The sequence below is a fragment of the Pseudomonas sp. NY15372 genome (assembly GCF_048068215.1).
Classification (GTDB): domain Bacteria; phylum Pseudomonadota; class Gammaproteobacteria; order Pseudomonadales; family Pseudomonadaceae; genus Aquipseudomonas; species Aquipseudomonas guariconensis_A.
In genome coordinates, this window is sequence record NZ_JBLUPY010000015.1 from 59,937 (window position 1) to 82,493 (window position 22,557).

Consider the following 22,557-nt stretch of genomic DNA (forward strand, 5'->3'; position numbering starts at 1 on the left):
ACGAGCGCAAGTAGCGCATAATTGCGCCAGATCCTTCTGGCGCCCGATAGATGATTCCAACCCAAACGCCTCCACGACGCCCACGCTGGCGCAGCCTCGCCCTGCTGGCCCTGTGCCTGGCGCCCCTGCTCTGGCCACTGCATCATCTGGCCGAGCGCTACTACCAGGACGAGTTGGCCTCGCAGAATCGCCAGACCCTCGACCTCTACGTCGCCAACCTGCTGGGCACCCTGCACCGCTACGAGACCCTGCCACGGATCCTTGGCGACCTGCCGGCCCTGCGCGGTGCGCTGCACGACCCGTTCAAGACCGAGGCGATCACCAACGCCAACCGTCTGCTCAAGGAAATCACCAGGCAGACCGGCGCCGAGGTGATGTACCTGATGGATGTCAGCGGTAATACCCTGGCGGCGTCCAACTGGGACAAGCACGACAGTTTCGTGGGCCGCAACTTCGCCTTTCGCCCTTACTTCCTCGAAGCCATGGACGGGCGCCTGGGGCGCTTCTTCGGCCAGGGCACCACGTCGGCCAAGCGCGGCTACTTCTTCGCTGCGGCGGTGCATGACCGGGACAAGGTCGTGGGCGTGCTGGTCGTCAAGGTCGACCTCGACCACACCGAGACCCTGTGGGGGCGTACGCCCGAACAACTGCTGCTGACCGACCAGAACGGCGTGGTGGTGCTGACCTCCCGCCCCGACTGGCGTTTCCGCGCCACCCGCGAGCTGACACCGGCCGAACGCGAGGCGATCGTCGCCATCCAGCCCTACCCGACCCAAGCGCCCCAGCCGCTGAACCTCAACCCCGCCGCCTGGCTGGTGCAGACCCGCGACATCAAGGAAACAGGCTGGCAAGTCAGCATCCTCGCCCCGCGTACGCTGGTCGACCGCTCGGTGCAGACGGTCATGGCTATCGGCGCCGGTGCCTTGTTGGTACTGATGCTGCTGGCCGGCCTGGTGATGCAGCGTCGGCGACACTACATCGACCGCATCGACTTCGAGGCGCGCGGGCGCCAGCAGCTGGAACAACGCGTCATGGAGCGCACCGCCGACCTAGAAGGCCTGAACACCCGGCTGAAGAAGGAAGTGCTCGAACGCGAACAGGCCCAGCAGGAGCTGGTGCGCGCCCAGGACGAACTGGTCCAGGCCGGCAAGCTGTCGGTGCTCGGGACCATGTCCGCGAGCATCAGCCATGAGCTCAACCAGCCTTTGGCAGCGATCCGCAGCTATGCCGAGAACGCCGAGATCCTCCTCGACCACCAGCGCACCGAAGACGTGCGCGGCAACCTCAAGCTGATCGGCGAGCTGACCGGACGCATGGCCTCGATCATCACCCACCTGCGCGCGTTCGCCCGCCGCGACCAGCACGCACCGGAAAGCGTGGCCCTGCAACCGGCGCTGGACGATGCCCTGGCGCTGCTGGCCAAGCGCCGCCGGGCCATGGCCGTGGAGCTGGTGCGCGACCTGCCCGAGGCCACGCTGTGGGTGCAGGCCGGCGAAACGCGCCTGCGCCAGGTGCTCGGCAACCTGCTGGCCAACGCCCTCGACGCGCTCACCGAAAAAGCCAACCCACGCAAGCTGTGGCTCAGTGCCGAACGCCAGGATGACTGCGTCTACCTGTACATTCGCGACAATGGCCCGGGCTTCAGCCGCCAGGCGCTGGAGCATGCCAAGGAACCCTTCTTCACCACCAAGACCCGCACCCAGGGCCTGGGGCTGGGGCTGGCCATCTGCGAGAGCCTGATGCATGCACTGGGCGGCGAACTGCTGCTGGGCAACCACCCGGAAGGCGGCGCCTTGCTGACCCTGCGACTGCGCGTGGCCAAGCCCGGCGCCAACCTGCAATCTTCGGAGGACCCCTCGGCATGACGACCGAGACACAGATCGACAGCCGCACCCAGGTCATCCTGGTGGACGACGATCCGCACCTGCGCCAGGCCCTGGGCCAGACCCTGGACCTGGCCGGGCTCAAGGTCGTGGCCCTGGCCGATGCCCAGGGGCTGGCCGAACGTATCGAGCCGGACTGGCCCGGCGTGGTGGTCAGCGACATCCGTATGCCCGGCATAGACGGCCTGCAACTGCTGGAACACCTGCACGGGCGCGACAACGAACTGCCGGTGCTGCTGATCACCGGCCACGGCGATGTGCCGCTGGCCGTGCAGGCCATGCGCGCCGGCGCCTATGACTTTCTGGAGAAACCTTTCGCCAGCGATGCCCTGCTCGACAGCGTGCGCCGCGCCCTGGCCCTGCGACGCCTGGTGCTGGACAACCGCAGCCTGCGCCTGGCCTTGAGCGACCGTCAGGAGCTGTCCACGCGCCTGGTCGGCCAGTCGCCGGCCATGCAGCGCCTGCGCGAACAGATCGGTGCCCTGGCCGCTACCCGCGCCGACGTGCTGATCCTCGGCGAAACCGGTGCCGGCAAGGAGGTCGTGGCCCGCGCCCTGCATGACCTGTCGAGTCGCCGCGACGGCCCGTTCGTGGCAATCAATGCCGGCGCCCTGGCCGAGTCGGTGGTGGAAAGCGAGCTGTTCGGCCATGAACCGGGTGCTTTCACCGGCGCGCAGAAGCGGCGTATCGGCAAATTCGAGTTCGCCAACGGCGGCACGTTGTTCCTCGACGAGATCGAGAGCATGAGCCTCGACGTGCAGGTCAAGCTGCTACGCCTTCTGCAGGAGCGCGTCGTGGAGCGCCTGGGCGGTAACCAGCTGATCCCGCTGGATATCCGCATCATCGCCGCCACCAAGGAAGATCTGCGCCAAGCCGCCGACCAAGGGCGTTTTCGTGCCGACCTGTACTACCGCCTGAACGTCGCGCCGCTGCGCATCCCGCCGCTGCGCGAGCGCGGCGACGATATCCTGGTGCTGTTCCAGCATTTCGCCGATGCCGCCAGCCAGCGCCATGGCTTGCCGGCCAACAGCCTGCAACCGGCCCACCGCGCCCTGCTGCTGCGCCACGACTGGCCCGGCAACGTGCGTGAGCTGCAGAACGCCGCCGAACGCTTCGCCTTGGGCCTGGAGCTGGCCCTCGATGGCCAGGCGCCTGCTGCCCCCGCCACCGCCGCCCCTGTGCGCGCCGGCAACCTCAGCGAACAGGTCGAGCATTTCGAGCGCTCGCTGATCGCCGCCGAACTGGCCCAGCCGCACAGCTCCATGCGCAGCCTGGCCGAGGCCCTCGGCATTCCGCGCAAGACCCTGCACGACAAGCTGCGCAAGCACGGCCTGAGCTTCGCCGACAGCGCCAGCGGGCAAGACGACCCGGAGGACAACCGCCCATGACCAGCGACAGCCAGTACCTGCAATCCGTACTGCACAATGACATCCCACTGACCCGCGAGATGGGCATGGCGGTCATCGACTGGCACGACCAGCGCCTGCGCCTGCAGTTGCCGCTGGCGCCTAACGTCAACCACAAGAGCACCATGTTCGGCGGCAGCCTGTATTGCGCCGCGGTGCTGGTGGGCTGGGGCTGGTTGCACCTGCGCCTGCGCGAGCTGGGCATCGACGATGGGCATATCGTCATCCAGGAAGGCCAGATCAGCTATCCGCTGCCGGTCACCGGGGTGGCGGTCGCGAGTTGCCCGGCGCCGGACGAGAAGACATGGGAGCGGTTCCTGACGATGTACCAGCGCCGTGGGCGGGCGCGGCTGACGCTGGAGACGGTGGTGTGCAACGCTGGCAGCGACGCGCCTGCGGTGACCTTCAGTGGGCAGTATGTGTTGCATCGCTGAAACAGGGGCCGCTTCGCGCCCCATCGCCGGCGAGCCGGCTCCCACCGGAACGTGTACGGCCCTTTCTGTCGGAGATCACCCAGCCCTTCGGGCTGCGCTGTCGCGCGGCTAGCGCTGATTCCCTGTGGGAGCCGGCTTGCCGGCGATGGGGCTGGCGCAGCACCGCCCAACCTCAACCCATCGCAGCAGCCAACTGCAACAGTGCCGCACGCCACGGCGCCGTAGCCGGCAAAGCCAGGAAGAACGGGTTGAGCAACGACTCACGCACCGGGTAGCGGAACGGCTGGCCATCGAGGCCGATCACCTCGCCCCCGGCGCCTTCGAGCACGCCCTGGGCAGCAGCGGTGTCCCATTGGGACGTCGGCGCCAGCCGCGGGTAGCAATCGGCTGCCCCTTCGGCCAGCAGGCAGAACTTCAGCGAGCTGCCCACGTTGGCCAGCTCCAGCTCCCCGACCGCACTGCCCAACCCGCCCAGCAATGCCTCCTGCTGCGGGCTGGAATGGCGCTTGCTGGCCACCACGGTGAAACGCCCGTTCTGCGGCGGTTGCTGGCGCACCTGGATCGGCTCGGCCTCGGCGCCCGCTTGCGCGCGCCAGGCACCCAGCTGGCGGCCGCCGAAATAGCAGCGACCATTGGTCGGCATCGATACCACGCCGAACACCACTTCGCCGCGTTCGATCAAGGCGATGTTGACCGTGAACTCCTCGCTGCCGGCGATGAATTCCTTGGTGCCGTCCAGAGGGTCGACCAACCACCAGCGCGTCCACGCCTGGCGCTCGGCCAGGGCGATGTCGCAGTCTTCTTCGGACAGGACCGGGATGTGCGGCGCCAAGGCCTGCAGGCCTTCAGCGATAACCTGGTGGGCGGCAAGGTCGGCTGCGGTCACCGGCGAATCGTCCGCTTTGTTGGTCACCGCCACATCGGCGCGCCAGAACGGCAGGATCGCCTCGCCAGCCAGGCGGGCCAGCTTCACCACTTCAAGCATCAGTTGCTGGTCGTTCATGCGCTCAGTTGCCCCCGCTGGATCAGCAGGTCACGGGCCAGGTACAGCGCCGCCAGCGCCCGACCTTCGGAAAACTGCGGGTGCATGGCCAGGGCCGACAGCTCGCGCAGGTTGACCTTGTCTACGCGCATCGGCTCGGGCTCGTCGCCCTCCAGGCGCTCCTCATACAGGTAGGTGGCCAGCACCACCTGGATCTTCTGGCTCATGTAGCCAGGCGAGAGCGACAGCTCGGTCAGGTGCTCCAATTGGTGTGCGCCAAAGCCCGCCTCCTCCTTGAGCTCACGGTTGGCGGCTGCCAGCACGTCCTCCCCCGGCTCGATCAAGCCTTTGGGCAGGGACAGTTCGTATTCGTCGGTGCCGCCGCAGTATTCTTCTACCAGCACCGCATGCTCGGCATCGAGCATGGCCACCACCATCACCGCACCATAGCCGTTGCCGCGGCCGACCAGGCGCTCGTAGGTCCGCTCGGTGCCGTTGGAAAAGCGCAACTGCACGGCTTCGACGCGGAACAGGCGGCTGCTGGCGACGATTTCGCGAGCGAGTACGGTGGGTTTCTGGCGCATGGGGCGGCTCCTTGGCGTGAACGGGTTACTATACCGTGGCTTGCCGACCGATCGAGAGTTTCCCATGCCTGTTCTTCCCTGGTCCGCCATCGATACCGTCCTGCTGGACATGGATGGCACCCTGCTCGACCTGCACTACGACAACCAGTTCTGGCTGGAACACCTGCCCCAGCGCTATGCCGAGCTGCACGGCGTCAGCCGGGCCATGGCGGAGCTGGAATTGCAACCGTTGTTCGAACGCAACGCCGGTACCCTCAACTGGTACTGCCTGGACTTCTGGAGCCGCGAGCTGAAGCTGCCGATCCGCGAGCTCAAGCAAGAGATCGCCGACCTGATCGCCCTGCGCCCGGATGCCGACACGTTCCTCGAGGCGCTACGCAAGGCCGGCAAACGGGTGATATTGATCACCAACGCCCACCGCGACTCGCTGTCGTTGAAGCTGGAGCGGGTGGAGCTGGCGCCGTACTTCGAGCGGCTGATCAGCTCCCATGACTATGGCTACCCAAAGGAAAGCGCGCAGTTCTGGGATGCGCTGCAGGCGGATATCGGCTTCGAGCCCGCGCGCAGCCTGTTCATCGACGATACCTTGGCGATCCTGCGCAGTGCGCGGCGCTTTGGCGTGCAGCACCTGCTGGCGGTGCGCGAACCCGACAGCAAGGCGGGGCCGCGCGATACCCAGGAGTTCGCGGCGGTGGAGGATTACCGGGCGTTGCTGGCGGGACTGTGAGGCCCTGAATCGCGGGGCAAGTCGGCCGCTCCCACACTGTGGCGGTGACCTCTGTGGGAGCGGCTTGCCCGCGATAGGGCCGGTACAGGTTACGGGTCAGTCGGGAATGCGCAGCACCTGCCCCGGGTAGATCTTGTCCGGATGCTTGAGCATCGGCTTGTTGGCCTCGAAGATCTTGTTGTATTGGTTGGCATCGCCGTACTCGGCCTTGGCGATGGCACTGAGGGTGTCCCCCTTTTTCACCGTGACGAAGCGCGCAGCCTGGGCCACCGGCCCGGTGACGGTGATCTGGTCGTCCACCGTGGCGACACCGTCGATATTGCCCGCGGCCAGAATGATCTTCTCCTTCTCCTCCTGGCTGGCGACCTCGCCTTTGAGGATGATCGTGTCGCCCTCGACCGTGGCGGAAATGTTCGGGTTGCCCAGGCCAACACTTTCCACGTGCTTCTTGAGTTGCTCCTCGGCATTGGCGTTACCGGGGGTCAGCAGGTCGATCAGCTTTTCGCCGGCTTCCTTCACGAAACTGAACAGGCTCATCTCACACTCCTTGATGGTGAATTCCAGGAAGCAGGAGTCTAGGACAGCTTTGCCCAATTTGCCGCCCAAGAACCGATCAACCCGCTCTATCACCGCATAGAACCTGGCAACTGGACGCCAGTGCCCCAGGGGCATAGGCTTGTGCCGTAACAAAGCCGCCGGTGATCCACCCTGATGAACAGCAAACCCCCGGTCTGCGCGGCGTCCATGCCTGCTGCCTTGCCGGCCGCCAGCAATACCTACGACTACGTGCAGCTCACCGATGGTGCGGCAGGCGCGACGCCGCTCGCCGAGGAAGTCGCCCTGGCCATCGCCTACAACGGCCTGAACCAGGCGGTAATGCTGGTCAGCCCGACCGACCTGGAAGACTTCGCGGTCGGCTTCAGCGTCGGCAGCGGCATCGTCGAAAGCACTGATGAAATCTATGACGTGAAGCTGTCCGGCAGCGGCTCGGCCCTGTATGCGGACCTCGAGATCTCCAGCCGCGCGTTCTGGAACCTGAAGAACCAGCGCCGCCAGTTGGCCGGCACCAGCGGTTGCGGCCTGTGCGGCGTCGAAGCGCTGGAGCAGGCACTGCCGGAGTTGGCCGATCTGCCCGGTGCGCCGCTGCCGCCTGCCCAATGGCTGGCCGGCCTGCGCCAGCGCATCGATGCCTATCAACCCTTGGGGCAGCACTGCGGCGCGGTGCATGCGGCCTTGTTCATGGACCGCCAGGGTCAACTGTTGATGGGCCGCGAAGATATCGGCCGGCACAACGCCCTGGACAAGCTGATCGGCGCCCTGCTGCGCCAGCGCATCGACACAGACGGCGGCCTGGCCATCGTCACCAGCCGCTGTAGCCTGGAATTGATCCAGAAGGTGTTGCGCGCGGGCATCCAGACCTTGGTCAGCCTCTCGGCCCCCACCGGCCTGGCGCTGCAATGGGCGCGCAAACACAACCTCAACCTGATCCACCTGCCCAAGCACAGCCCGCCGCGCGTGTTCAGCCCGACCACTGAGGCTGGCAATCAGCCATAAAAAAGCCCTGTCCGGGGTGGGCAGGGCTTGGTTACAAATAGCTCAGACACGCAAAAATGAAGAAAGTTCCGCATGAAAAACAATAACTTAGAGAATTGTGTACAACTCGTGCTACTCGTCGGATTTCAATTGCCAGACGCCTCGCCGAGCCTCACATTCGCCTCGTCATCCCTATGAGGCTCTCTTGAATGAAGAAGTACTCCTCGATTCTGTTGTTGTCCTTTAGCCTGCTCAGCGGCGTTGCCATGGCAGGCGGCAATACCGGGGCCGGCATTGGCGGCGCATTGGGTGGGGTACTCGGCTCCGTAGTGGGCAACTCCATCGGTGGTAGCACCGGCGGCGCCATTGGTGCCGGTCTGGGCGGCGCGGCAGGCGGTGCCCTGGGTGCCGACAAGCGTCAGCGCGGTGAAGCCGCTATCGGCGGCGCACTGGGCGCTGCAGGCGGTAACGTGGTCGGTCGCTCGGTGGGCGGCACCACCGGTAGCTATATCGGTGCAGCAGCAGGCGGTGGCGCCGGCGGTGCGCTGGGTAACTACCTGGGTAACAAAGCCGACGAAGACGACTGGGACGATCGCCGTCGCTACCGTCGTGGCTATGACGACGACCGCCGTCACTGGGACCGCGGCCACCACTATGGCCATCGCAAGCACAAGCGCCACTGGCGTTATGACGACTGATCGCTGAACAGCTCAGTCCACAAGAAGGCCCTGCCCTGACCGGCAGGGCCTTTTCGTTCGCGGCAGACCGATGTTCAGCCGTTGAGCTGCAGGCCCGCCAGGGTCATGTGCAATGCACCGGTCAAGGCCACTGGCTGGCCGGTAGCCCGCGTCACGAATACCTGCACCAAGGTGCCGGCTGCCAAGGCCTGCGCCTCGCCGGGGCGGAACAGCGCCAAGCGGTATTCCACGGTGCTGCCCGCCAGGCGCGCCACACCCAGGCCCACCTCCAACACATCGGGAAACCCCGGCAAGGCATAGAACTGTGCCGCCGAACTGATCACCACCCCCGCCAACTCGCCGTCACGCAGGTCCAGCTCGGCCTGCTCCACGAGGAACGCCTGCAGCGCCGTCTCGAAATAACCATGCACCGTGGCGCCGGCGATGTGGCCGTTGAGGTCGTTATCCTGAGGGCGGGTGAGGATGGGGTGGAAATGGTTGAAATGGCTGCGCTGAGGAGATTCGGTCATGGGGTTGTCCGGGCTTGTCGACATGACAAGGAAGCTTCCCACAAACCTTTGGGAAGGCCTATAGTCGCGTGCCCATGAAGCGGCGGCGTATGACGCTTGGCTTCTCGATCAGGTCCAGGCCAGCCTCGCTGATACCGCAGCGCCAATCAGCGACGAAGACACCAGCGGCACTTTGCCCAACGCTGCGCTGCGCTCAAGGCCAAGGGACGCTGATGCGCCTGCAACAATGGCCTTGAGCAGAATGAAAAAGGTCATACCGGTCAGTTAAGCAATTGGGGCCGCTACGCGCCCCATCGCGGGACAAGCCCGCTCCTACAGGGACCCCACCACTGGTAAGGTGCACGTGATCCTGTAGGAGCGGGCTTTTCCCGCGATGGGCTGCATAGCAGCCCCAATGATGTGCCGAGTAGCTTAACGCTTACAGCTGCGGACCAGCGGCCTTGATGGCCTCGGAGACATCGAACTTCTGGAAGTTCTCGATGAACAGCTTGGCCAGGCCCTTGGCGGCTTCGTCGTAGGCAGCCGAGTCAGCCCAGGTGTTGCGTGGGTTGAGCAGGACGGTCTCGACGCCCGGAACGGCCTTCGGCACGTCCAGGTTGATGATGTCCAGGTGCTCGGTCTCGGCACCGACTAGGGCACCGCTCTGGATCGCGGCGATCACGGCACGGGTGGTCGGGATGCTGAAGCGCTTGCCGACACCGTAGCCACCACCGGTCCAGCCGGTGTTGACCAGGTAGACCTTGGAGCCGAAGCCCTTGATGCGCTTGATCAGCAGCTCGGCGTATTCGCCGGCCGGGCGCGGGAAGAACGGTGCGCCGAAGCAGGTGGAGAAGGTCGACTTGATGCCGCCGCCCGAGCCCATTTCGGTGGAACCGACCAGCGCGGTGTAGCCGGACAGGAAGTGGTAGGCCGCTTGCTCGTTGTTCAGGATCGACACCGGAGGCAGTACACCGGTCAGGTCGCAGGTCAGGAAGATGACCGCGTTCGGCTCGCCGCCCAGGTTCTTCTCGGAACGCTTCTCGACGTGCTCCAGCGGGTAGGCGGCGCGGCTGTTCTGGGTCAGGCTGCCATCGGCATAGTCGGCGTGCTTGGCGTCGTCGAGGACGACGTTTTCCAGCACCGCGCCATGCTTGATGGCTTTCCAGATGACCGGCTCGTTCTTCTCGGACAGGTCGATGCACTTGGCGTAGCAGCCACCTTCGATGTTGAAGACCACGCCTTCGCCCCAGCCGTGCTCGTCGTCACCGATCAGGTAGCGGCTTTCGTCGGCAGACAGGGTGGTCTTGCCGGTGCCGGACAGGCCGAAGAACAGAGTCACATCGCCTGCCTCGCCGATGTTGGCGGCGCAGTGCATCGGCAGTACGTCGGCGGCCGGCAGCAGGAAGTTCTGCACGGAGAACATGGCCTTCTTCATTTCACCGGCGTAGCGCATGCCAGCGATCAGCACCTTCTTCTGGGCGAAGTTGATGATGACGCAGCCATCGGAGTTGGTGCCGTCGCGCTCGGGAACGCACTCGAAGTTGGCGACGTTCAGCACCTGCCATTCTTCACGGCCAGCCGGGTTGTACTGGGCCGGGTTGATGAACAGGCAACGGCCGAACAGGTTCTGCCAGGCAGTCTGGGTGGTCATCTTGACGGCCAGGTAGTGCTCGGCGGCAGCCCCTACGTGAACGTGGGAAACGAAGTGCTCTTGGGCGTTGTTGAACGCCTCGACGCGAGCCCACAGGGCATCGAACTTGTCAGCCGGGAACTTGCGGTTGATCGGGCCCCAGGCGATGGCAGCAGAGGTGCTGGGCTCGTCGACGATGAAACGGTCAGCTGGCGAACGGCCGGTACGATGACCGGTTTTCACGACCAGTGCGCCAGTATCGGCCAGCTCGCCTTCACCGCGGGACAGCGCTTCTTTTACCAGCTCATCGACGGTCAGGTCGGTGTACACGGTGTTGTTGGCTTGCGTCATGAGATACCCCATCCGGCCCGAGGCCGAGTGCTCCAAACGTTTTGTAGTCGTCTGTTTTAAACTACTACAGCGAAAAAAGTGGCCGGATTATGCCAGAAAAGCCCAAAAAAAGTAGGCCCCTCCTGTCAGAACTGCGCTTTTGCGCAATTCGACAGGAGATTCTCCTGTAGTTAAACGTTTCAGTGCTGAGTATCTGACGGCGGCTCGGTGCCGCCACCGGCAAACAATTGCGCCACATCGCTCGTATCGAAGAAATAGCGCTCGTTGCAGAACTGGCAATCGATCTCGACCTTGCCGCCGCATTCCTCGACCAGGGCCTTGGCATCCTGCTCGCCGAGGCTGACCAGGGCGTTGCCGGAACGCTCGCGCGAGCAGCTGCAACGGAAGCGCAGCGGCTGGATGTCGAACAGGCGCACGGCGTCTTCGTGATAAAGGCGATGCAGCAGCGTTTCGTTGTCCAGCGACCACTCTTCAGGTTTCAACGTGCTGGCCAGGGCAATCACATGCTGCCAGCTTCCTTCACGCTCTTCGTCGTCAGGCTGGCGGTCGCGGGGCAGCTGCTGCAGCAGCAGGCCACGAGCCTTGCCGCCCTCGGCATTGAGCCAGAAGCGGGTATTGAGCTGCTGCGACTGCACGAAGTAGTTGGTGAAGCATTCGGACAGGTTGGCGCCATCGAGGTCGACGGTGCCCTGGTAGCGCTGGCCTTTGATCGGGTCGATGGTCAAGGTCAGGTGGCCGTCGGGCATCAGTTGGGCCAGGGTCGCGTCAGCGGGAATCTGGTCTTTTTCGTAGCGCGCCATGCCGCGGATATCGCGTTCGCCCGAGCATTCCACCATCAACAGGGGGATAGGGCCGGCCGAGCGCGCCTGGAGAATCAGCAGGCCATCGAACTTGAGCGCACCCACCAGCAAGGCGGTGGCGGCCATCAGCTCGCCGAGCAGCGAGGCGACGGGTTGTGGGTAAGGGTGACGGGCCAGGACGTCGGCGTAGCTCTGGTCGAGCGCCACCCACTCGCCGCGGATATCGCGGTCGTCGAAGATGAAACGCTGGGTGAAATCGGTATCAGGCAAATCGCTCATAGGTTCTGGCTATCTAAAAATGATGACAAAATGATTACAAGGGTTTACGAGGCCCTGTTGGAGAGCATTCACGAAATGCTCGAACCCGCTGGTAATAGAGGTATTTTATGGACAATCGACCACTGTTCCAAGCAAGGTGGTCCTGGGGACCTTTGCTGACCTGCACCTTGGTGTCTGTTGCATTACTGTGTTTCTGGTTATGGCCCATTGGCCAGATCTTGTGCCTGACTTTCGACGAATGGCTGTTCCACAGCCTCAATGCGCCACTGGCCGATAACACTGCCTGGCGCTACATCTGGACCGTCGGTAGCCTGCGCCCCTTCGATATCGTCGTCGGCCTCATCCTGCTGGCCCTGCTGATTCGAGGTAATTGGGTGTTCAAGGCTGGCCAGGTACGCGAGGCCTTCCTGGGCTTTCTCGTCACGTTGATCCTCTTAGTGGTGATTCGCGCGCTGTTTTCCAAGTGGGTGGCGATCATGGGCTGGCAACATAACAGCCCATCGATGGTCTTCAACAACGTCGTCCACCTCAGCGACTACTACCCGAACCTGGAAGCGAAATGGGAACTCAAGGACCGCTCCAGCCAGAGCTTTCCTGGTGACCACGCCTCGGTGCTGCTGATCTGGGCGCTGTTCATGAACCTGTTCAGCCGTGGGTTGGTACAGCGTCTGGTCATATGGGGATTGGCGCTGCTGTTCATGCTGCCGCGCCTGGTGGCCGGCGCCCACTGGGGGCAGGACGACTACATTGGCGGATTGCTGATGGCAGTGCTGGCCCTGGGCTGGAGTTGTTATACGCCGCTGGCGGCCAAGGCCAGTGCGGCGTTGATGCGCTGGACAGCGCCGGTGTTCGGGGTATTGGCGCGGTTGCCGGTCATCGGCCGGATGAGCGTGGTACGCGCGGCCTGAGCGGTCAGCGGCCTTGCAGCCCAATCGCCGGCAAGCCGGCTCCCACAGGTAATAGCGCAGGGCAGGTGGGAGATCACCCAGCTCTTTGGCAAAGAACCCGTGGCAAGCGCTGATCCCCTGTGGGAGCCGGCTTGCCGGCGATCGGGCCGCAACACAGCCTCTTAGTCATAACTGCCCTGCAACTGGTGGATCTGCCGCCGCTGCTTCTTGGTCGGGCGACCGTCGGTGGTGATGCCCATGGCCCCGGCCTTGCGCATTTCGGCCGCCTGCTCGCGCTTGCGCACGCTCTCCTGGGTCTCCTCGTACAGCGCCTGCGCCTCTGGCGCGCCACGGCGCACGCCGGAAAGCGCCTTGACCACCACGGTGCGTTCGTCGAAGCCTGTGCGCAGTACGAACTCATCGCCCACCCGCGGCTCCTTGCCCGGCTTGCAACGCTCGCCACGGCAATGCACCTTGCCGCTTTCGATCGCGGCCTTGGCCAATGCGCGGGTTTTGTAGAACCGTGCCGCCCACAGCCATTTGTCCAGGCGGACCTTGTCGTCGTCTTCTGGCTTGTGTGCCATCCCGATACCTCGAATTCTGTCTTTAACGGAACTGTACTACCGTAACTTGCGGATGCAAAAAGTCCGCGCCGTGCTTACAGTTCACCACCTCATCCGCAGGGTGTGTTTCGTGAAGACATTTGACCATCTGACTGTGATCGGCCTGCGCGAGTGGGTCGCCCTGCCCGACCTCGGCCTGGCGGGCCTGCGCGCCAAGATCGACACTGGCGCCAGCACCTCCAGCCTGCACGCCACCGACGTGGAGCCGTTCGAGCGCGACGGCCAGCCCTGGGTACGCTTCACCGCTCACCTGGGGTCGGTGGTGCAGCTGCGCCATCGCCGTTGCGAGGCGCCGCTGGTCACGATGAAAACCATCAAGAGCTCCAACGGCCAAGCCCAGGTCCGCTACGTGATCCGTACGCCGCTCGCGCTGGGCGACCGGGTCTGGGAAGTGGAATTCACCCTCGCTTGCCGCAAGAACATGCGCTACCGGCTGCTACTGGGCTCCAAGGCGCTGATCCATGGCCAGCTGGTGGTCAACCCCGGCCTGAAGTACGTCCAGGACAAACCGGCCTTTCCGGCCACCCTTTCCCCTGTTACAGGTGCTGCATGAAGATCGCTGTGCTATCGCGCAACCCGCGTCTGTATTCCACCCGCCGCCTGGTCGAAGCCGGTACCCAGCGCGGTCATGAAATGGTGGTGATCGATACCTTGCGTGCGTACATGAACATCGCCAGCCACAAGCCGCAGATCCACTACCGTGGCAAACCGCTGGAAGGCTTCGATGCGGTGATTCCGCGCATCGGCGCGTCGGTCACCTTCTATGGCTGCGCGGTGCTGCGCCAATTCGAGATGATGGGGGTCTACCCACTCAACGAGTCGGTGGCCATCGCCCGCTCGCGAGACAAGCTGCGCTCGCTGCAATTGCTGTCGCGACGCGGCGTCGGCCTGCCGATCACCGGCTTCGCCCATTCGCCGGACGACATTCCCGACCTGATCCAGATGGTCAATGGCGCGCCGCTGGTGATCAAGGTGCTCGAAGGCACCCAGGGTATCGGCGTGGTGCTGTGTGAAACCACCAAGGCGGCCGAGTCGGTGATCGAGGCCTTCATGGGCCTCAAGCAGAACATCATGGTCCAGGAATACATCAAGGAAGCGGGCGGTGCCGATATCCGCTGCTTTGTCGTCGGCGACAAGGTCATCGCCTCGATGAAGCGCCAGGCCAAGCCTGGCGAGTTCCGCTCCAACCTGCACCGCGGTGGGGTCGCCAGCCTGATCAAGATCACCCCGGAGGAGCGCATGACCGCCATTCGCGCGGCCAAGGTCATGGGCCTGAGCGTGGCCGGCGTGGATATCCTGCGCTCCAATCATGGGCCGCTGGTGATGGAGGTGAATTCATCGCCCGGGTTGGAGGGCATCGAGGTCACCACCGGCAAGGACGTGGCCGGGATGATCATCGGGCACCTGGAGAAGAACGGCGGGCCCAACCAGACCCGGACCAAGGGCAAGGGGTAAACCCCAATCGCCGGCAAGCCGGCTCCCACAAGAGGCCTTGCGCCATCCCTGTGGGAGATCACCCAAAACTTTCGGGCTGCGCTGTCGCGCAAAGAGCAAACGGCCAGTGACGATCCGCTGTGGGAGCCGGCTTGCCGGCGATTGGGTGGGGATGATCACACCGCATTACGCGGCAGCAACAACCCCAACGGCAACCTCACCCGCGCCTCGATCCCGCCACCCGAGCGATTGCGCAGTTCCACGTTCCCGCCATGCTGCGCCGCGATCCGCTTGACGATCGCCAACCCCAACCCGGTGCCCTTGCCGCCACGGGCGCGGTCACCACGGATGAACGGGTTGAAGATGGTCTCCAGTTCCGATTCGTCGATCCCGGCGCCACGGTCCAACACGCTGAGCACCACATAGGGCGCGCTCTGGTCGCCCGATACATAGGCCGCCACCTCGACGCCCTTGCCGGCATGGTGCAGGGCGTTGCCGATGAGGTTGCCCAGCATGCGCTTTAGCGACACCCGGCGCAGCGGGAACGGCGGGATCGGCTCCAGGCACAGCCGCACTCGCTCCTCGGGCTGGTTGTACGGCGCCACCACCTCGCGTACCAGGTCGCCCAGGTCGGCTTCTTCCACCGGCTCGTCGCGCCCATCGCGAATGAACGCCAGGAATTGGTCGAGGATGGCATCCATGTCCTCGATATCGCGGACCATGTCATCGGTCAGCTCGCTGTCGTTGGCCATCAACGACAATGACAGGCGCAGCCGGGTCAGCGGTGTGCGCAGGTCATGGGAAACCCCCGCCAGCATCAGTTCACGCTCGCGCCCGGCCTGTTCGACATCCTCGGCCATCTGGTTGAATGCCCGGTACACCTCGGTCATTTCACTGGGTGTATCGCTGATCGGCAGGCGCACGCTGCGCCCCTGGCCCAGTTGCCGGGCGGCGAACACCAGGCGCTTGAGGGGCTGGTTGAGCTGGCGTACGAAGATCCACGCCGAAGCGGTGGACAACAGGCCGATGGCCAGGAACCAACCCAGCACGTTCCAGATCTTCTGCCCACGCAGCGGGTGCGGGTACAGCGGTACCTTCAGCCAGCCAGGGCCCAGGCTCGGCGCGTTGACCCACAAGGCAGGCGGTGCATGGATGCGCAAGCGCACCTCGGTGTCCTCGCCCAGCTCGGCTTGCATCTGGCGCTGATAGATCTCGCTGTAGGGCCAGTGCTGCTCGCCCTCGGGCACGCCGGAGCCGGTGACCCGGATCAGCCCTGCGGCTTCGGCGATCTTCTCGCGGTTCTCCTCGTCGGCCGCCCAGTAGGCGCGCAGCGTCAGCGCCACGCCGTGGCTGTACTGGCGATCAACCAGCACGTCCTCGTTCATCAACAGGTACACCAAGGTCAGTGCCTTGGAAAACAAGACGACGATCAACACCAGCCACAAGGTGCGGGCGAAGAAGCTTTGCGGGAACCAAAGGGGCGTTTTCATCTGGACAACTACTGCGCTGCGGTCACGGGCGAAGGCTCGCCGGGCTGCCGGGCTGCCTCAGACGCAAACAGGGCGACCCGTTCGGGTCGCCCTGCCGCGTGCTGGCAAGCCTGCAGGCTGAAGGTCATTTGCCGGCGTTTCCGTCCGGCACGAAGACATAGCCCACGCCCCATACGGTCTGGATATAGCGCGGCTTGGACGGGTCGGGCTCGATCATGCGGCGCAGGCGCGAGATCTGTACGTCAATGGAGCGCTCCAAGGCATCCCACTCGCGACCACGGGCCAGGTTCATCAGCTTGTCGCGGGTCAGCGGTTCGCGGGCATGCATCACCAGGGCCTTGAGCACAGCGAATTCGCCGGTGGTCAGCATGTGCACTTCTTCACCACGCTTGAGTTCGCGGGTGGCCAGCGATAGCTCGTAGTCGCCGAAGGTGACGGTTTCGTCCTCGCTGCCGGGTGCGCCCGGCACGGTCGGCGCCTGGCGACGCAGCACGGCCTTGACCCGCGCGACCAGTTCATCGGGGTTGAACGGCTTGCCGAGGTAGTCGTCGGCGCCCAGTTCCAGGCCCTTGATGCGGCTGAGTTCATCGCCCTTGGCAGTGAGCATGATGATCGGGATCTGGTTGTTCGCCGCGCGCAGGCGCTTGCAGGCTGCCAGGCCATCCTCGCCGGGCAGCATGAGGTCGAGCACCACCAGGTTGAAGACTTCGCGCGACAGCAGGCGGTCCATCTGCTCGGTATTGGGCACCGTGCGGGCGCGATAGCCCTTGCTGGTGAAAAAGCGCTCCAGCAGGCTGCTCAGCCCCGGATCGTCATCGACGATGAGAATCTTGTCGCCTTCAGCGGTGTTTGCGGTGCTGGTCATGAATAACTCCTTTGGTATCGCCGCGCATTATGGCGTAGCCACCGCCATGCGTGCCGTGTGCATTGTTAGCAGATTTTTCCCCTGGCGCCAGTTCCCACCTGGCCCGCGCTGGCCCGGCGCTATCACCGCAAGCCCGGCACGATGGGTATAATGCGCCGCTTTCACCCAGCGCCGCCGGGCCTGAACGCCCCTTCGCGGCCTCCAGCATTCACAATTTGTCAGGTGGTTCTCATGGACAGCATCAACAGCCGTATCGCCGAGGAACTGGGCGTCCGCCCGCAGCAGGTCGAGGCGGCCGTGGCCCTGTTGGACGAAGGCTCGACGGTGCCTTTCATCGCCCGTTACCGCAAGGAAGTGACCGGCAGCCTGGACGACACCCAGCTGCGTCACCTGGAGGAGCGCCTGCGCTACCTGCGTGAACTCGACGAGCGGCGTGCCAGCATCCTGGCCAGCATCGAGGAGCAGGGCAAGCTGACCCCGGAGCTGGCCCGCGAAATCAAGCTGGCCGACACCAAGACCCGCCTGGAAGACCTTTACCTCCCCTACAAGCAAAAGCGCCGCACCAAAGGCCAGATCGCCCTGGAAGCCGGCCTGGGCGAGTTGGCCGACGGCCTGCTCGGCGACCCGCAACTGACCCCGGAAACCGAAGCGGCGCGCTTCGTCGATGCCGAAAAAGGCGTGGCCGACGTCAAGGCCGCCCTGGAAGGCGCCAAGTACATCCTCATGGAGCGCTTCGCCGAAGACGCCGCCCTGCTCGACAAGCTGCGCGGTTTCCTCAAGCAGGAGTCGGTACTCAGCGCCCGCGTGGTGGCCGGCAAGGAAGAGGAAGGCGCCAAGTTCCGCGACTACTTCGCCCATGACGAACTGCTGCGCAACGTACCGTCGCACCGCGCCCTGGCGATCTTCCGCGGTCGCAACGAAGGCGTGCTCAGCGCCGCCTTGAAGGTGGGCGAGGAGCTGCCAGGCACCCTGCATCCGTGCGAGCTGATGATCGCCAGCCACTTCGGCCTGGAAAACCGCAACCGCCCGGCTGACAAATGGCTGGCCGAAGTGGTGCGCTGGACCTGGAAGGTCAAGCTGTACACCCACCTGGAAACCGACCTGTTCGGCGAGCTGCGCGACAACGCCGAAGGCGAGGCGATCAACGTCTTCGCCCACAACCTGCACGACCTGCTGCTGGCCGCCCCGGCCGGCCCGCGCGCCACCCTGGGCTTCGACCCAGGCCTGCGCACCGGCTGCAAAATCGCCGTGGTCGACGCCACCGGCAAGCTGCTGGACCACACCACGGTGTACCCGCACGCGCCGAAGAATGACTGGGATCGCACCATCTCCATCCTTGCAGCCTTGTGCGCCAAGCACTCGGTGGAGCTGATCGCCATCGGCAACGGCACCGCCAGCCGCGAGAGCGACAAGCTGGTGGGCGAACTGGTCAAGAAATACCCAGCCCTGAAGATCACCAAGATCATGGTCTCCGAGGCAGGCGCATCGGTGTACTCGGCCTCGGAGCTGGCCGCCCGCGAGTTCCCGGACCTGGACGTCTCGATCCGTGGCGCCGTGTCCATCGCCCGCCGCCTGCAAGACCCACTGGCCGAGCTGGTGAAGATCGACCCCAAATCCATCGGCGTCGGCCAGTACCAGCATGACGTCTCCCAGGTGAAGCTGGCCCGCGGCCTGGACGCCGTGGTCGAGGACTGCGTGAACGCCGTGGGTGTGGACGTCAACACCGCCTCGGTGGCGCTGTTGACCCGCATTTCCGGCCTCAACGCGACCCTGGCCCAGAACATCGTCGCCCACCGCGACGCCAACGGCCCGTTCGCCACCCGCGCGGCGCTGAAGAAGGTCAGCCGCCTGGGCGAGAAGACCTTCGAGCAGGCTGCCGGCTTCCTGCGCGTGATGAACGGCGACAACCCGCTGGATGCTTCGGCGGTGCACCCTGAGGCGTACCCGCTGGTGCAGCGCATCGCCGCCGACACCGGCCGCGACATCCGCTCGCTGATCGGCGACAGCGGCTTCCTCAAGCGCCTGGACCCGAAAAAATTCACCGACGAAACCTTCGGCCTGCCAACTGTCACCGACATCCTTCAGGAATTGGACAAGCCTGGCCGCGACCCACGCCCCGAGTTCAAGACGGCCACCTTCCAGGACGGCGTCGAGGACCTCAAGGACCTGGAGCCGGGCATGATTCTCGAAGGCGTGGTGACCAACGTCACCAACTTCGGCGCCTTCGTCGACATCGGCGTGCATCAGGACGGCCTGGTGCACATCTCGGCGCTCTCCGAGAAATTCGTCAAGGACCCGCGCGAAGCGGTCAAGGCGGGCGACGTGGTCAAGGTCAAGGTCATGGAAGTGGACATCCCGCGCAAGCGCGTCGGTCTGTCCATGCGCATGAGCGATACCCCGGGCGAGAAGGTCGACGGCAACCGCGGTGGCAATCGCGGCAATGGCGGCAATCGCCAGCAGCAGGCGCCACGCCAGCGGGAGACCACACAAGCCCCGGCCAACAATGCCATGGCCGCGCTGTTCGCCAACGCCAAGCAGCTGAAGAAAAAGTGATGGACGTTCCGGCCGAATACGTCCAGAGCGCCTTCAGCCAGCTCCTGGGCTGCCGCCTGCAACGCCTGGAAACGGGCGTTGCCGAGGTAGCCCTGGCGCTCACGCCGCAGTTGCGCAACCGCGGCCAGAAGCTGCATGGCGGGGCGATCTTCAGCCTGGTGGACATCGCCATGGGCCTGGCCTGCTCGGCCAGTCATGGCTTCGACCAGCAGAGCGTGACAATCGAGTGCAAGATCAACTACTTGCGCGCCGTGAGCGAAGGCGAAGTCGTGTGCACGGCACGCGTGCTGCACGCCGGACGCCGCACTCTCGTAGTCGACGCCGACGTATTCCAGGGCGACAAGCGGGTGGCCAAGGCGCAAGGAACCTTTGCGGTTCTCTAGCTCACCTAGTGAGATCTGCGGTATTTTCGGCGTTATCGAACATCGTGGGGCCGCTACGCGCCCCATCGCGGGGGGGGGCCCCCCCCCCCCCGCGGCGCCCCCCCCGGGGGGGCGGGGGGGGGCCGCCCCCGCGATGGGGATACGCAGAGCCCCAAGGTAACGACGCTGGAACCGCGTAAACCAGGCGACAACGCCAGTTCCTTTGTCCCTACCCTTGTAGACCGTCATCTCTACCCCCATATTGGGGCGACTGACGCGTGAAGGAATCCATCTTGAGCGAACTCCTCAACCGCCGCCTGAGCCTGCTCGGCGCCAATCTTCCCCTGCTCAAGCAGTGCCTGCACGGTATTGAGCGCGAATGCCTGCGCGTAACCGACGAAGGTCGCCTGGCCCAGACCCCGCACCCTGAAGCCTTGGGTTCGGCGCTGACCAACGAGCAGATCACCACGGATTATTCCGAGTCGCTGCTGGAGTTCATCACCCCAGCCCTGGCGGACCCGGCCAAGGTGCTCGAGAGCCTCGACCAGATCCACCGCTTCGTCTACACCAAGCTGGGCGACGAATACCTGTGGAGCCCGTCGATGCCCTGCGCGCTGCCGGCCGAGGAGGACATCCCGATCGCCGAATACGGCACCTCCAACATCGGCAAGCTCAAGCACGTCTACCGCAAGGGCCTGGCCCTGCGCTACGGCCGCACCATGCAGTGCATCGCCGGTATCCACTACAACTTCTCCCTGCCCGAGGCGCTGTGGCCTTTGCTGCGCGAAGCCGAAGGCAGCGAGCAGGACGACCGCGACTTCCAGTCGGCGGCGTACATCGCGCTGATCCGCAACTTCCGCCGCTACAGCTGGCTGCTGATGTACCTGTTCGGCGCATCGCCCGCGCTGGACAAAGGTTTCCTGCGCGGCCATCCGCACCAGCTCGAGGAGCTGGACGCCGAGACCCTGTACCTGCCCTACGCCACCAGCCTGCGCATGAGCGACCTGGGCTACCAGAGCAATGCCCAGGCAGGCCTGACGCCGTGCTACAACGACCTGGCCAGCTACACCGACAGCCTGCGCAAGGCCGTGGGCACGCCCTACCCGCCCTATGTGGAAATCGGCACCCACAAGGATGGCGAATGGGTGCAGCTGAACACCAACATCCTACAGATCGAGAACGAGTACTACTCGAACATCCGGCCCAAGCGCGTCACCTACACCGGTGAACGTCCGATCCAGGCGTTGATGTCCCGTGGCGTGCAATACGTCGAAGTGCGCTGCCTGGACATCAACCCGTTCCTGCCGGTGGGCATCGACCTGCCCCAGGCGCGTTTCCTCGACGCCTTCCTGCTGTTCTGCGCGCTCGACGACAGCCCGCAGCTGGGCAACGGCGAATGCGGCCAATGCACCAGCAACTTCCTCACCGTGGTCAAGGAAGGCCGTCGACCCGGCCTGGAACTGCGCCGCGATGGCCAGCCAATCGGCCTGCGTGACTGGGCCAGCGAGCTGATCGCCCGCATCGCGCCGCTGGCCGAGCTGCTCGATCGCGCCCAGGGTGGCGACGAACATGCCAAGGCGCTGGCCGCGCAGCAGGCGAAGGTCGACGACGCCTCGCTGACCCCCTCGGCCCAGGTACTGGCGCGCATGACCGAGCACGACGAGACTTTCGTCCAGTTCGCCCTGCGCCAGAGCCGCCTGCACGCCGAAACCTTCCGCGAGCGGCCACTGGACGTGGAACGCCAACAGGCCTTCGAGACCCTGGCGCGCGAATCGCTGGCCGAACAATCGCGTCTGGAGCAACAGGAGGTCGGTGACTTCGACCTGTTCGTCGGCGCCTACCAGGCCAGCATCCTGGCGATCAGCAACTGATGAGCCGCACCGCCAGCCCGCGCAAGCCCCGCGCCAGCAGCCAGGCCAGGATCGCCGCGATCCTGGCGGCGGCGCGCGAGCTGCTGGCCGACCACGGCGTGGCGGGCCTGTCGATCTACAGCGTGGCCGAGCGGGCGCAAATTCCGCCGTCTTCGGTATATCACTTCTTCGCCAGCGTCCCAGCGCTGCTCGAGGCGCTGACCGCCGATGTACACCTGGCCTTTCGCGAAGCGCTCTGCGCACCGATAGACAGCTCGACGTTGAGCACCTGGCACGACCTGTCGCGGCTGGTCGAGCAACGCATGCTGGAGATCTACAACAAGGACGCCGCGGCGCGCCAGCTGATCCTGGCCCAGCACGGGTTGAGCGAAGTGGTCCAGGCCGATCGCCTGCACGACATGGAATTGGGCGAGCTGATGCACAAGCTGTTCGACCAACACTTCCAGCTGCCGGCGATGCCGACGGATGTGGATGTGTTCGCCTTGGCCATGGAGTTGAGCGACCGGGTCTATGCACGGTCGGTGCAGTTGCATGAGCAGATCACCCCGCGCATGGCCGAGGAAGGCAAACGGGTGTTCGAAGCCTACCTGGGGCTGTACCTGCCGCCGTTCCTACCCAAACGCTGATCGATGCATATGTAACACCTGCCTTTACCCCCTCTCGCTGAAATGCTGGTT

Annotated in this window: 22 protein-coding genes; 13 read left to right on the forward strand and 9 right to left on the reverse strand. The window is 64.8% G+C overall.

Annotation, left to right across the window (positions count from 1 at the left end; all coding sequences use genetic code 11):
• Nucleotides 1-50 precede the first annotated feature (50 nt).
• From ACNFG0_RS13305 to ACNFG0_RS13315, 3 genes are read left to right on the forward strand one after another with little or no spacing between them, the layout of a single operon-like run.
• Nucleotides 51-1,865 carry a sensor histidine kinase gene (locus tag ACNFG0_RS13305; RefSeq protein ID WP_196144169.1) on the forward strand — a complete coding sequence of 605 codons (1,815 nt, stop codon included), beginning with the start codon at nt 51-53 and terminating at the stop codon, nt 1,863-1,865.
• Nucleotides 1,862-3,271: a sigma-54-dependent transcriptional regulator gene (locus tag ACNFG0_RS13310; RefSeq protein WP_416765169.1), complete on the forward strand. Its 1,410-nt coding sequence runs from the start codon at nt 1,862-1,864 to the stop codon at nt 3,269-3,271. Before ACNFG0_RS13305 ends, ACNFG0_RS13310 begins: the two co-directional genes overlap by 4 nt.
• On the forward strand, nt 3,268-3,723 hold the full coding sequence (locus ACNFG0_RS13315; protein ID WP_196144171.1) for a YiiD C-terminal domain-containing protein: 456 nt from the start codon (nt 3,268-3,270) through the stop codon (nt 3,721-3,723). Before ACNFG0_RS13310 ends, ACNFG0_RS13315 begins: the two co-directional genes overlap by 4 nt.
• Before the next feature lie 172 nt (nt 3,724-3,895).
• Here the strand turns inward: ACNFG0_RS13315 and cysQ are convergent, their stop codons facing one another.
• A complete protein-coding gene (cysQ, locus tag ACNFG0_RS13320; protein WP_416765170.1) occupies nt 3,896-4,726 on the reverse strand; it encodes a 3'(2'),5'-bisphosphate nucleotidase CysQ in 831 nt (276 codons plus the stop codon).
• Nucleotides 4,723-5,289 carry an ADP compounds hydrolase NudE gene (gene nudE, locus ACNFG0_RS13325; RefSeq protein ID WP_416765172.1) on the reverse strand — a complete coding sequence of 189 codons (567 nt, stop codon included), beginning with the start codon at nt 5,287-5,289 and terminating at the stop codon, nt 4,723-4,725. Before nudE ends, cysQ begins: the two co-directional genes overlap by 4 nt.
• A 64-nt stretch (nt 5,290-5,353) precedes the next feature.
• Here nudE and yrfG point away from each other — a divergent pair, with 64 nt between their 5' ends.
• The gene (gene yrfG, locus ACNFG0_RS13330) at nt 5,354-6,016 is read left to right on the forward strand and encodes a GMP/IMP nucleotidase (RefSeq protein ID WP_196144174.1); all 663 of its coding nucleotides are present in this window, start codon (nt 5,354-5,356) and stop codon (nt 6,014-6,016) included.
• 96 nt (nt 6,017-6,112) lie between these two features.
• Here yrfG and lysM read toward each other — a convergent pair whose 3' ends face one another.
• Nucleotides 6,113-6,553 (reverse strand): peptidoglycan-binding protein LysM, encoded by a 441-nt coding sequence (gene lysM / locus ACNFG0_RS13335; RefSeq protein ID WP_196156209.1) that lies wholly within the window; start codon nt 6,551-6,553, stop codon nt 6,113-6,115.
• A 174-nt stretch (nt 6,554-6,727) separates the two neighbouring features.
• Here lysM and fdhD point away from each other — a divergent pair, with 174 nt between their 5' ends.
• Both fdhD and ACNFG0_RS13345 read left to right on the forward strand, forming a co-directional pair.
• On the forward strand, nt 6,728-7,570 hold the full coding sequence (gene fdhD, locus ACNFG0_RS13340; RefSeq protein WP_196166420.1) for a formate dehydrogenase accessory sulfurtransferase FdhD: 843 nt from the start codon (nt 6,728-6,730) through the stop codon (nt 7,568-7,570).
• 188 nt (nt 7,571-7,758) lie between these two features.
• A complete protein-coding gene (locus ACNFG0_RS13345; RefSeq protein WP_196156207.1) occupies nt 7,759-8,247 on the forward strand; it encodes a glycine zipper domain-containing protein in 489 nt (162 codons plus the stop codon).
• A gap of 74 nt (nt 8,248-8,321) precedes the next feature.
• Here ACNFG0_RS13345 and ACNFG0_RS13350 read toward each other — a convergent pair whose 3' ends face one another.
• The 3 genes from ACNFG0_RS13350 to hslO all read right to left on the reverse strand — a co-directional run bounded on the left by ACNFG0_RS13350 (nt 8,322) and on the right by hslO (nt 11,795).
• Nucleotides 8,322-8,756, reverse strand: coding sequence for an acyl-CoA thioesterase (locus ACNFG0_RS13350; RefSeq protein ID WP_416765174.1), 435 nt, complete (start codon nt 8,754-8,756; stop codon nt 8,322-8,324).
• A 418-nt stretch (nt 8,757-9,174) separates the two neighbouring features.
• Nucleotides 9,175-10,716, reverse strand: a complete 1,542-nt coding sequence (locus ACNFG0_RS13355) for a phosphoenolpyruvate carboxykinase (RefSeq protein WP_196144179.1) — start codon at nt 10,714-10,716, stop codon at nt 9,175-9,177.
• A 179-nt stretch (nt 10,717-10,895) separates the two neighbouring features.
• Entirely contained in the window at nt 10,896-11,795 is a 900-nt protein-coding gene (hslO, locus tag ACNFG0_RS13360; RefSeq protein WP_416765177.1) for an Hsp33 family molecular chaperone HslO, read from the reverse strand.
• Nucleotides 11,796-11,902: 107 nt separating this feature from the next.
• On the opposite strand from hslO, the gene ACNFG0_RS13365 reads away from it, so the two are divergent.
• Nucleotides 11,903-12,703: a phosphatase PAP2 family protein gene (locus tag ACNFG0_RS13365; protein ID WP_416765178.1), complete on the forward strand. Its 801-nt coding sequence runs from the start codon at nt 11,903-11,905 to the stop codon at nt 12,701-12,703.
• Between the two features lie 161 nt (nt 12,704-12,864).
• Here the strand turns inward: ACNFG0_RS13365 and ACNFG0_RS13370 are convergent, their stop codons facing one another.
• Nucleotides 12,865-13,266, reverse strand: a complete 402-nt coding sequence (locus ACNFG0_RS13370) for an RNA-binding S4 domain-containing protein (RefSeq protein ID WP_196144182.1) — start codon at nt 13,264-13,266, stop codon at nt 12,865-12,867.
• Nucleotides 13,267-13,375: 109 nt separating this feature from the next.
• Between ACNFG0_RS13370 and ACNFG0_RS13375 the strand changes: the two genes are divergently transcribed.
• A complete protein-coding gene (locus ACNFG0_RS13375) occupies nt 13,376-13,858 on the forward strand; it encodes an ATP-dependent zinc protease (RefSeq protein ID WP_328306830.1) in 483 nt (160 codons plus the stop codon).
• Nucleotides 13,855-14,760 carry a 30S ribosomal protein S6--L-glutamate ligase gene (gene rimK / locus ACNFG0_RS13380; protein WP_084853683.1) on the forward strand — a complete coding sequence of 302 codons (906 nt, stop codon included), beginning with the start codon at nt 13,855-13,857 and terminating at the stop codon, nt 14,758-14,760. The genes ACNFG0_RS13375 and rimK overlap by 4 nt, the downstream gene beginning before the upstream one ends.
• A gap of 155 nt (nt 14,761-14,915) precedes the next feature.
• On the opposite strand, the gene ACNFG0_RS13385 is transcribed toward rimK, so the two are convergent.
• Both ACNFG0_RS13385 and ompR read right to left on the reverse strand, forming a co-directional pair.
• On the reverse strand, nt 14,916-16,229 hold the full coding sequence (locus ACNFG0_RS13385) for an ATP-binding protein (protein ID WP_196144183.1): 1,314 nt from the start codon (nt 16,227-16,229) through the stop codon (nt 14,916-14,918).
• A gap of 124 nt (nt 16,230-16,353) precedes the next feature.
• Nucleotides 16,354-17,094, reverse strand: coding sequence for a two-component system response regulator OmpR (gene ompR, locus ACNFG0_RS13390; protein WP_196144184.1), 741 nt, complete (start codon nt 17,092-17,094; stop codon nt 16,354-16,356).
• A gap of 231 nt (nt 17,095-17,325) precedes the next feature.
• Between ompR and ACNFG0_RS13395 the strand changes: the two genes are divergently transcribed.
• The 4 genes from ACNFG0_RS13395 (at nt 17,326) to ACNFG0_RS13410 (ending at nt 22,506) form a co-directional block, all read left to right on the forward strand.
• Entirely contained in the window at nt 17,326-19,647 is a 2,322-nt protein-coding gene (locus ACNFG0_RS13395; RefSeq protein ID WP_196144185.1) for a Tex family protein, read from the forward strand.
• The gene (locus ACNFG0_RS13400) at nt 19,647-20,030 is read left to right on the forward strand and encodes a PaaI family thioesterase (RefSeq protein WP_196144186.1); all 384 of its coding nucleotides are present in this window, start codon (nt 19,647-19,649) and stop codon (nt 20,028-20,030) included. The genes ACNFG0_RS13395 and ACNFG0_RS13400 overlap by 1 nt, the downstream gene beginning before the upstream one ends.
• A gap of 272 nt (nt 20,031-20,302) precedes the next feature.
• Nucleotides 20,303-21,880 (forward strand): glutamate--cysteine ligase, encoded by a 1,578-nt coding sequence (gene gshA / locus ACNFG0_RS13405; protein ID WP_196144187.1) that lies wholly within the window; start codon nt 20,303-20,305, stop codon nt 21,878-21,880.
• Complete coding sequence (locus ACNFG0_RS13410; RefSeq protein WP_416765182.1) at nt 21,880-22,506, forward strand: TetR/AcrR family transcriptional regulator; 627 nt, start codon at nt 21,880-21,882, stop codon at nt 22,504-22,506. Before gshA ends, ACNFG0_RS13410 begins: the two co-directional genes overlap by 1 nt.
• The last annotated feature ends 51 nt before the right edge of the window (nt 22,507-22,557 follow it).

Bases quoted from the DNA above. Each gene is read 5' to 3' on its own strand.
- ACNFG0_RS13305 (WP_196144169.1), top strand. From the start codon at position 51: ATGATTCCAACCCAAACGCCTCCACGACGCCCACGCTGGCGCAGCCTC.
- ACNFG0_RS13310 (WP_416765169.1), top strand. From the start codon at position 1,862: ATGACGACCGAGACACAGATCGACAGCCGCACCCAGGTCATCCTGGTG.
- ACNFG0_RS13315 (WP_196144171.1), top strand. From the start codon at position 3,268: ATGACCAGCGACAGCCAGTACCTGCAATCCGTACTGCACAATGACATC.
- cysQ (WP_416765170.1), bottom strand. From the start codon at position 4,726: ATGAACGACCAGCAACTGATGCTTGAAGTGGTGAAGCTGGCCCGCCTG.
- nudE (WP_416765172.1), bottom strand. From the start codon at position 5,289: ATGCGCCAGAAACCCACCGTACTCGCTCGCGAAATCGTCGCCAGCAGC.
- yrfG (WP_196144174.1), top strand. From the start codon at position 5,354: ATGCCTGTTCTTCCCTGGTCCGCCATCGATACCGTCCTGCTGGACATG.
- lysM (WP_196156209.1), bottom strand. From the start codon at position 6,553: ATGAGCCTGTTCAGTTTCGTGAAGGAAGCCGGCGAAAAGCTGATCGAC.
- fdhD (WP_196166420.1), top strand. From the start codon at position 6,728: ATGAACAGCAAACCCCCGGTCTGCGCGGCGTCCATGCCTGCTGCCTTG.
- ACNFG0_RS13345 (WP_196156207.1), top strand. From the start codon at position 7,759: ATGAAGAAGTACTCCTCGATTCTGTTGTTGTCCTTTAGCCTGCTCAGC.
- ACNFG0_RS13350 (WP_416765174.1), bottom strand. From the start codon at position 8,756: ATGACCGAATCTCCTCAGCGCAGCCATTTCAACCATTTCCACCCCATC.
- ACNFG0_RS13355 (WP_196144179.1), bottom strand. From the start codon at position 10,716: ATGACGCAAGCCAACAACACCGTGTACACCGACCTGACCGTCGATGAG.
- hslO (WP_416765177.1), bottom strand. From the start codon at position 11,795: ATGAGCGATTTGCCTGATACCGATTTCACCCAGCGTTTCATCTTCGAC.
- ACNFG0_RS13365 (WP_416765178.1), top strand. From the start codon at position 11,903: ATGGACAATCGACCACTGTTCCAAGCAAGGTGGTCCTGGGGACCTTTG.
- ACNFG0_RS13370 (WP_196144182.1), bottom strand. From the start codon at position 13,266: ATGGCACACAAGCCAGAAGACGACGACAAGGTCCGCCTGGACAAATGG.
- rimK (WP_084853683.1), top strand. From the start codon at position 13,855: ATGAAGATCGCTGTGCTATCGCGCAACCCGCGTCTGTATTCCACCCGC.
- ACNFG0_RS13385 (WP_196144183.1), bottom strand. From the start codon at position 16,229: ATGAAAACGCCCCTTTGGTTCCCGCAAAGCTTCTTCGCCCGCACCTTG.
- ompR (WP_196144184.1), bottom strand. From the start codon at position 17,094: ATGACCAGCACCGCAAACACCGCTGAAGGCGACAAGATTCTCATCGTC.
- ACNFG0_RS13395 (WP_196144185.1), top strand. From the start codon at position 17,326: ATGGACAGCATCAACAGCCGTATCGCCGAGGAACTGGGCGTCCGCCCG.
- ACNFG0_RS13400 (WP_196144186.1), top strand. From the start codon at position 19,647: ATGGACGTTCCGGCCGAATACGTCCAGAGCGCCTTCAGCCAGCTCCTG.
- ACNFG0_RS13410 (WP_416765182.1), top strand. From the start codon at position 21,880: ATGAGCCGCACCGCCAGCCCGCGCAAGCCCCGCGCCAGCAGCCAGGCC.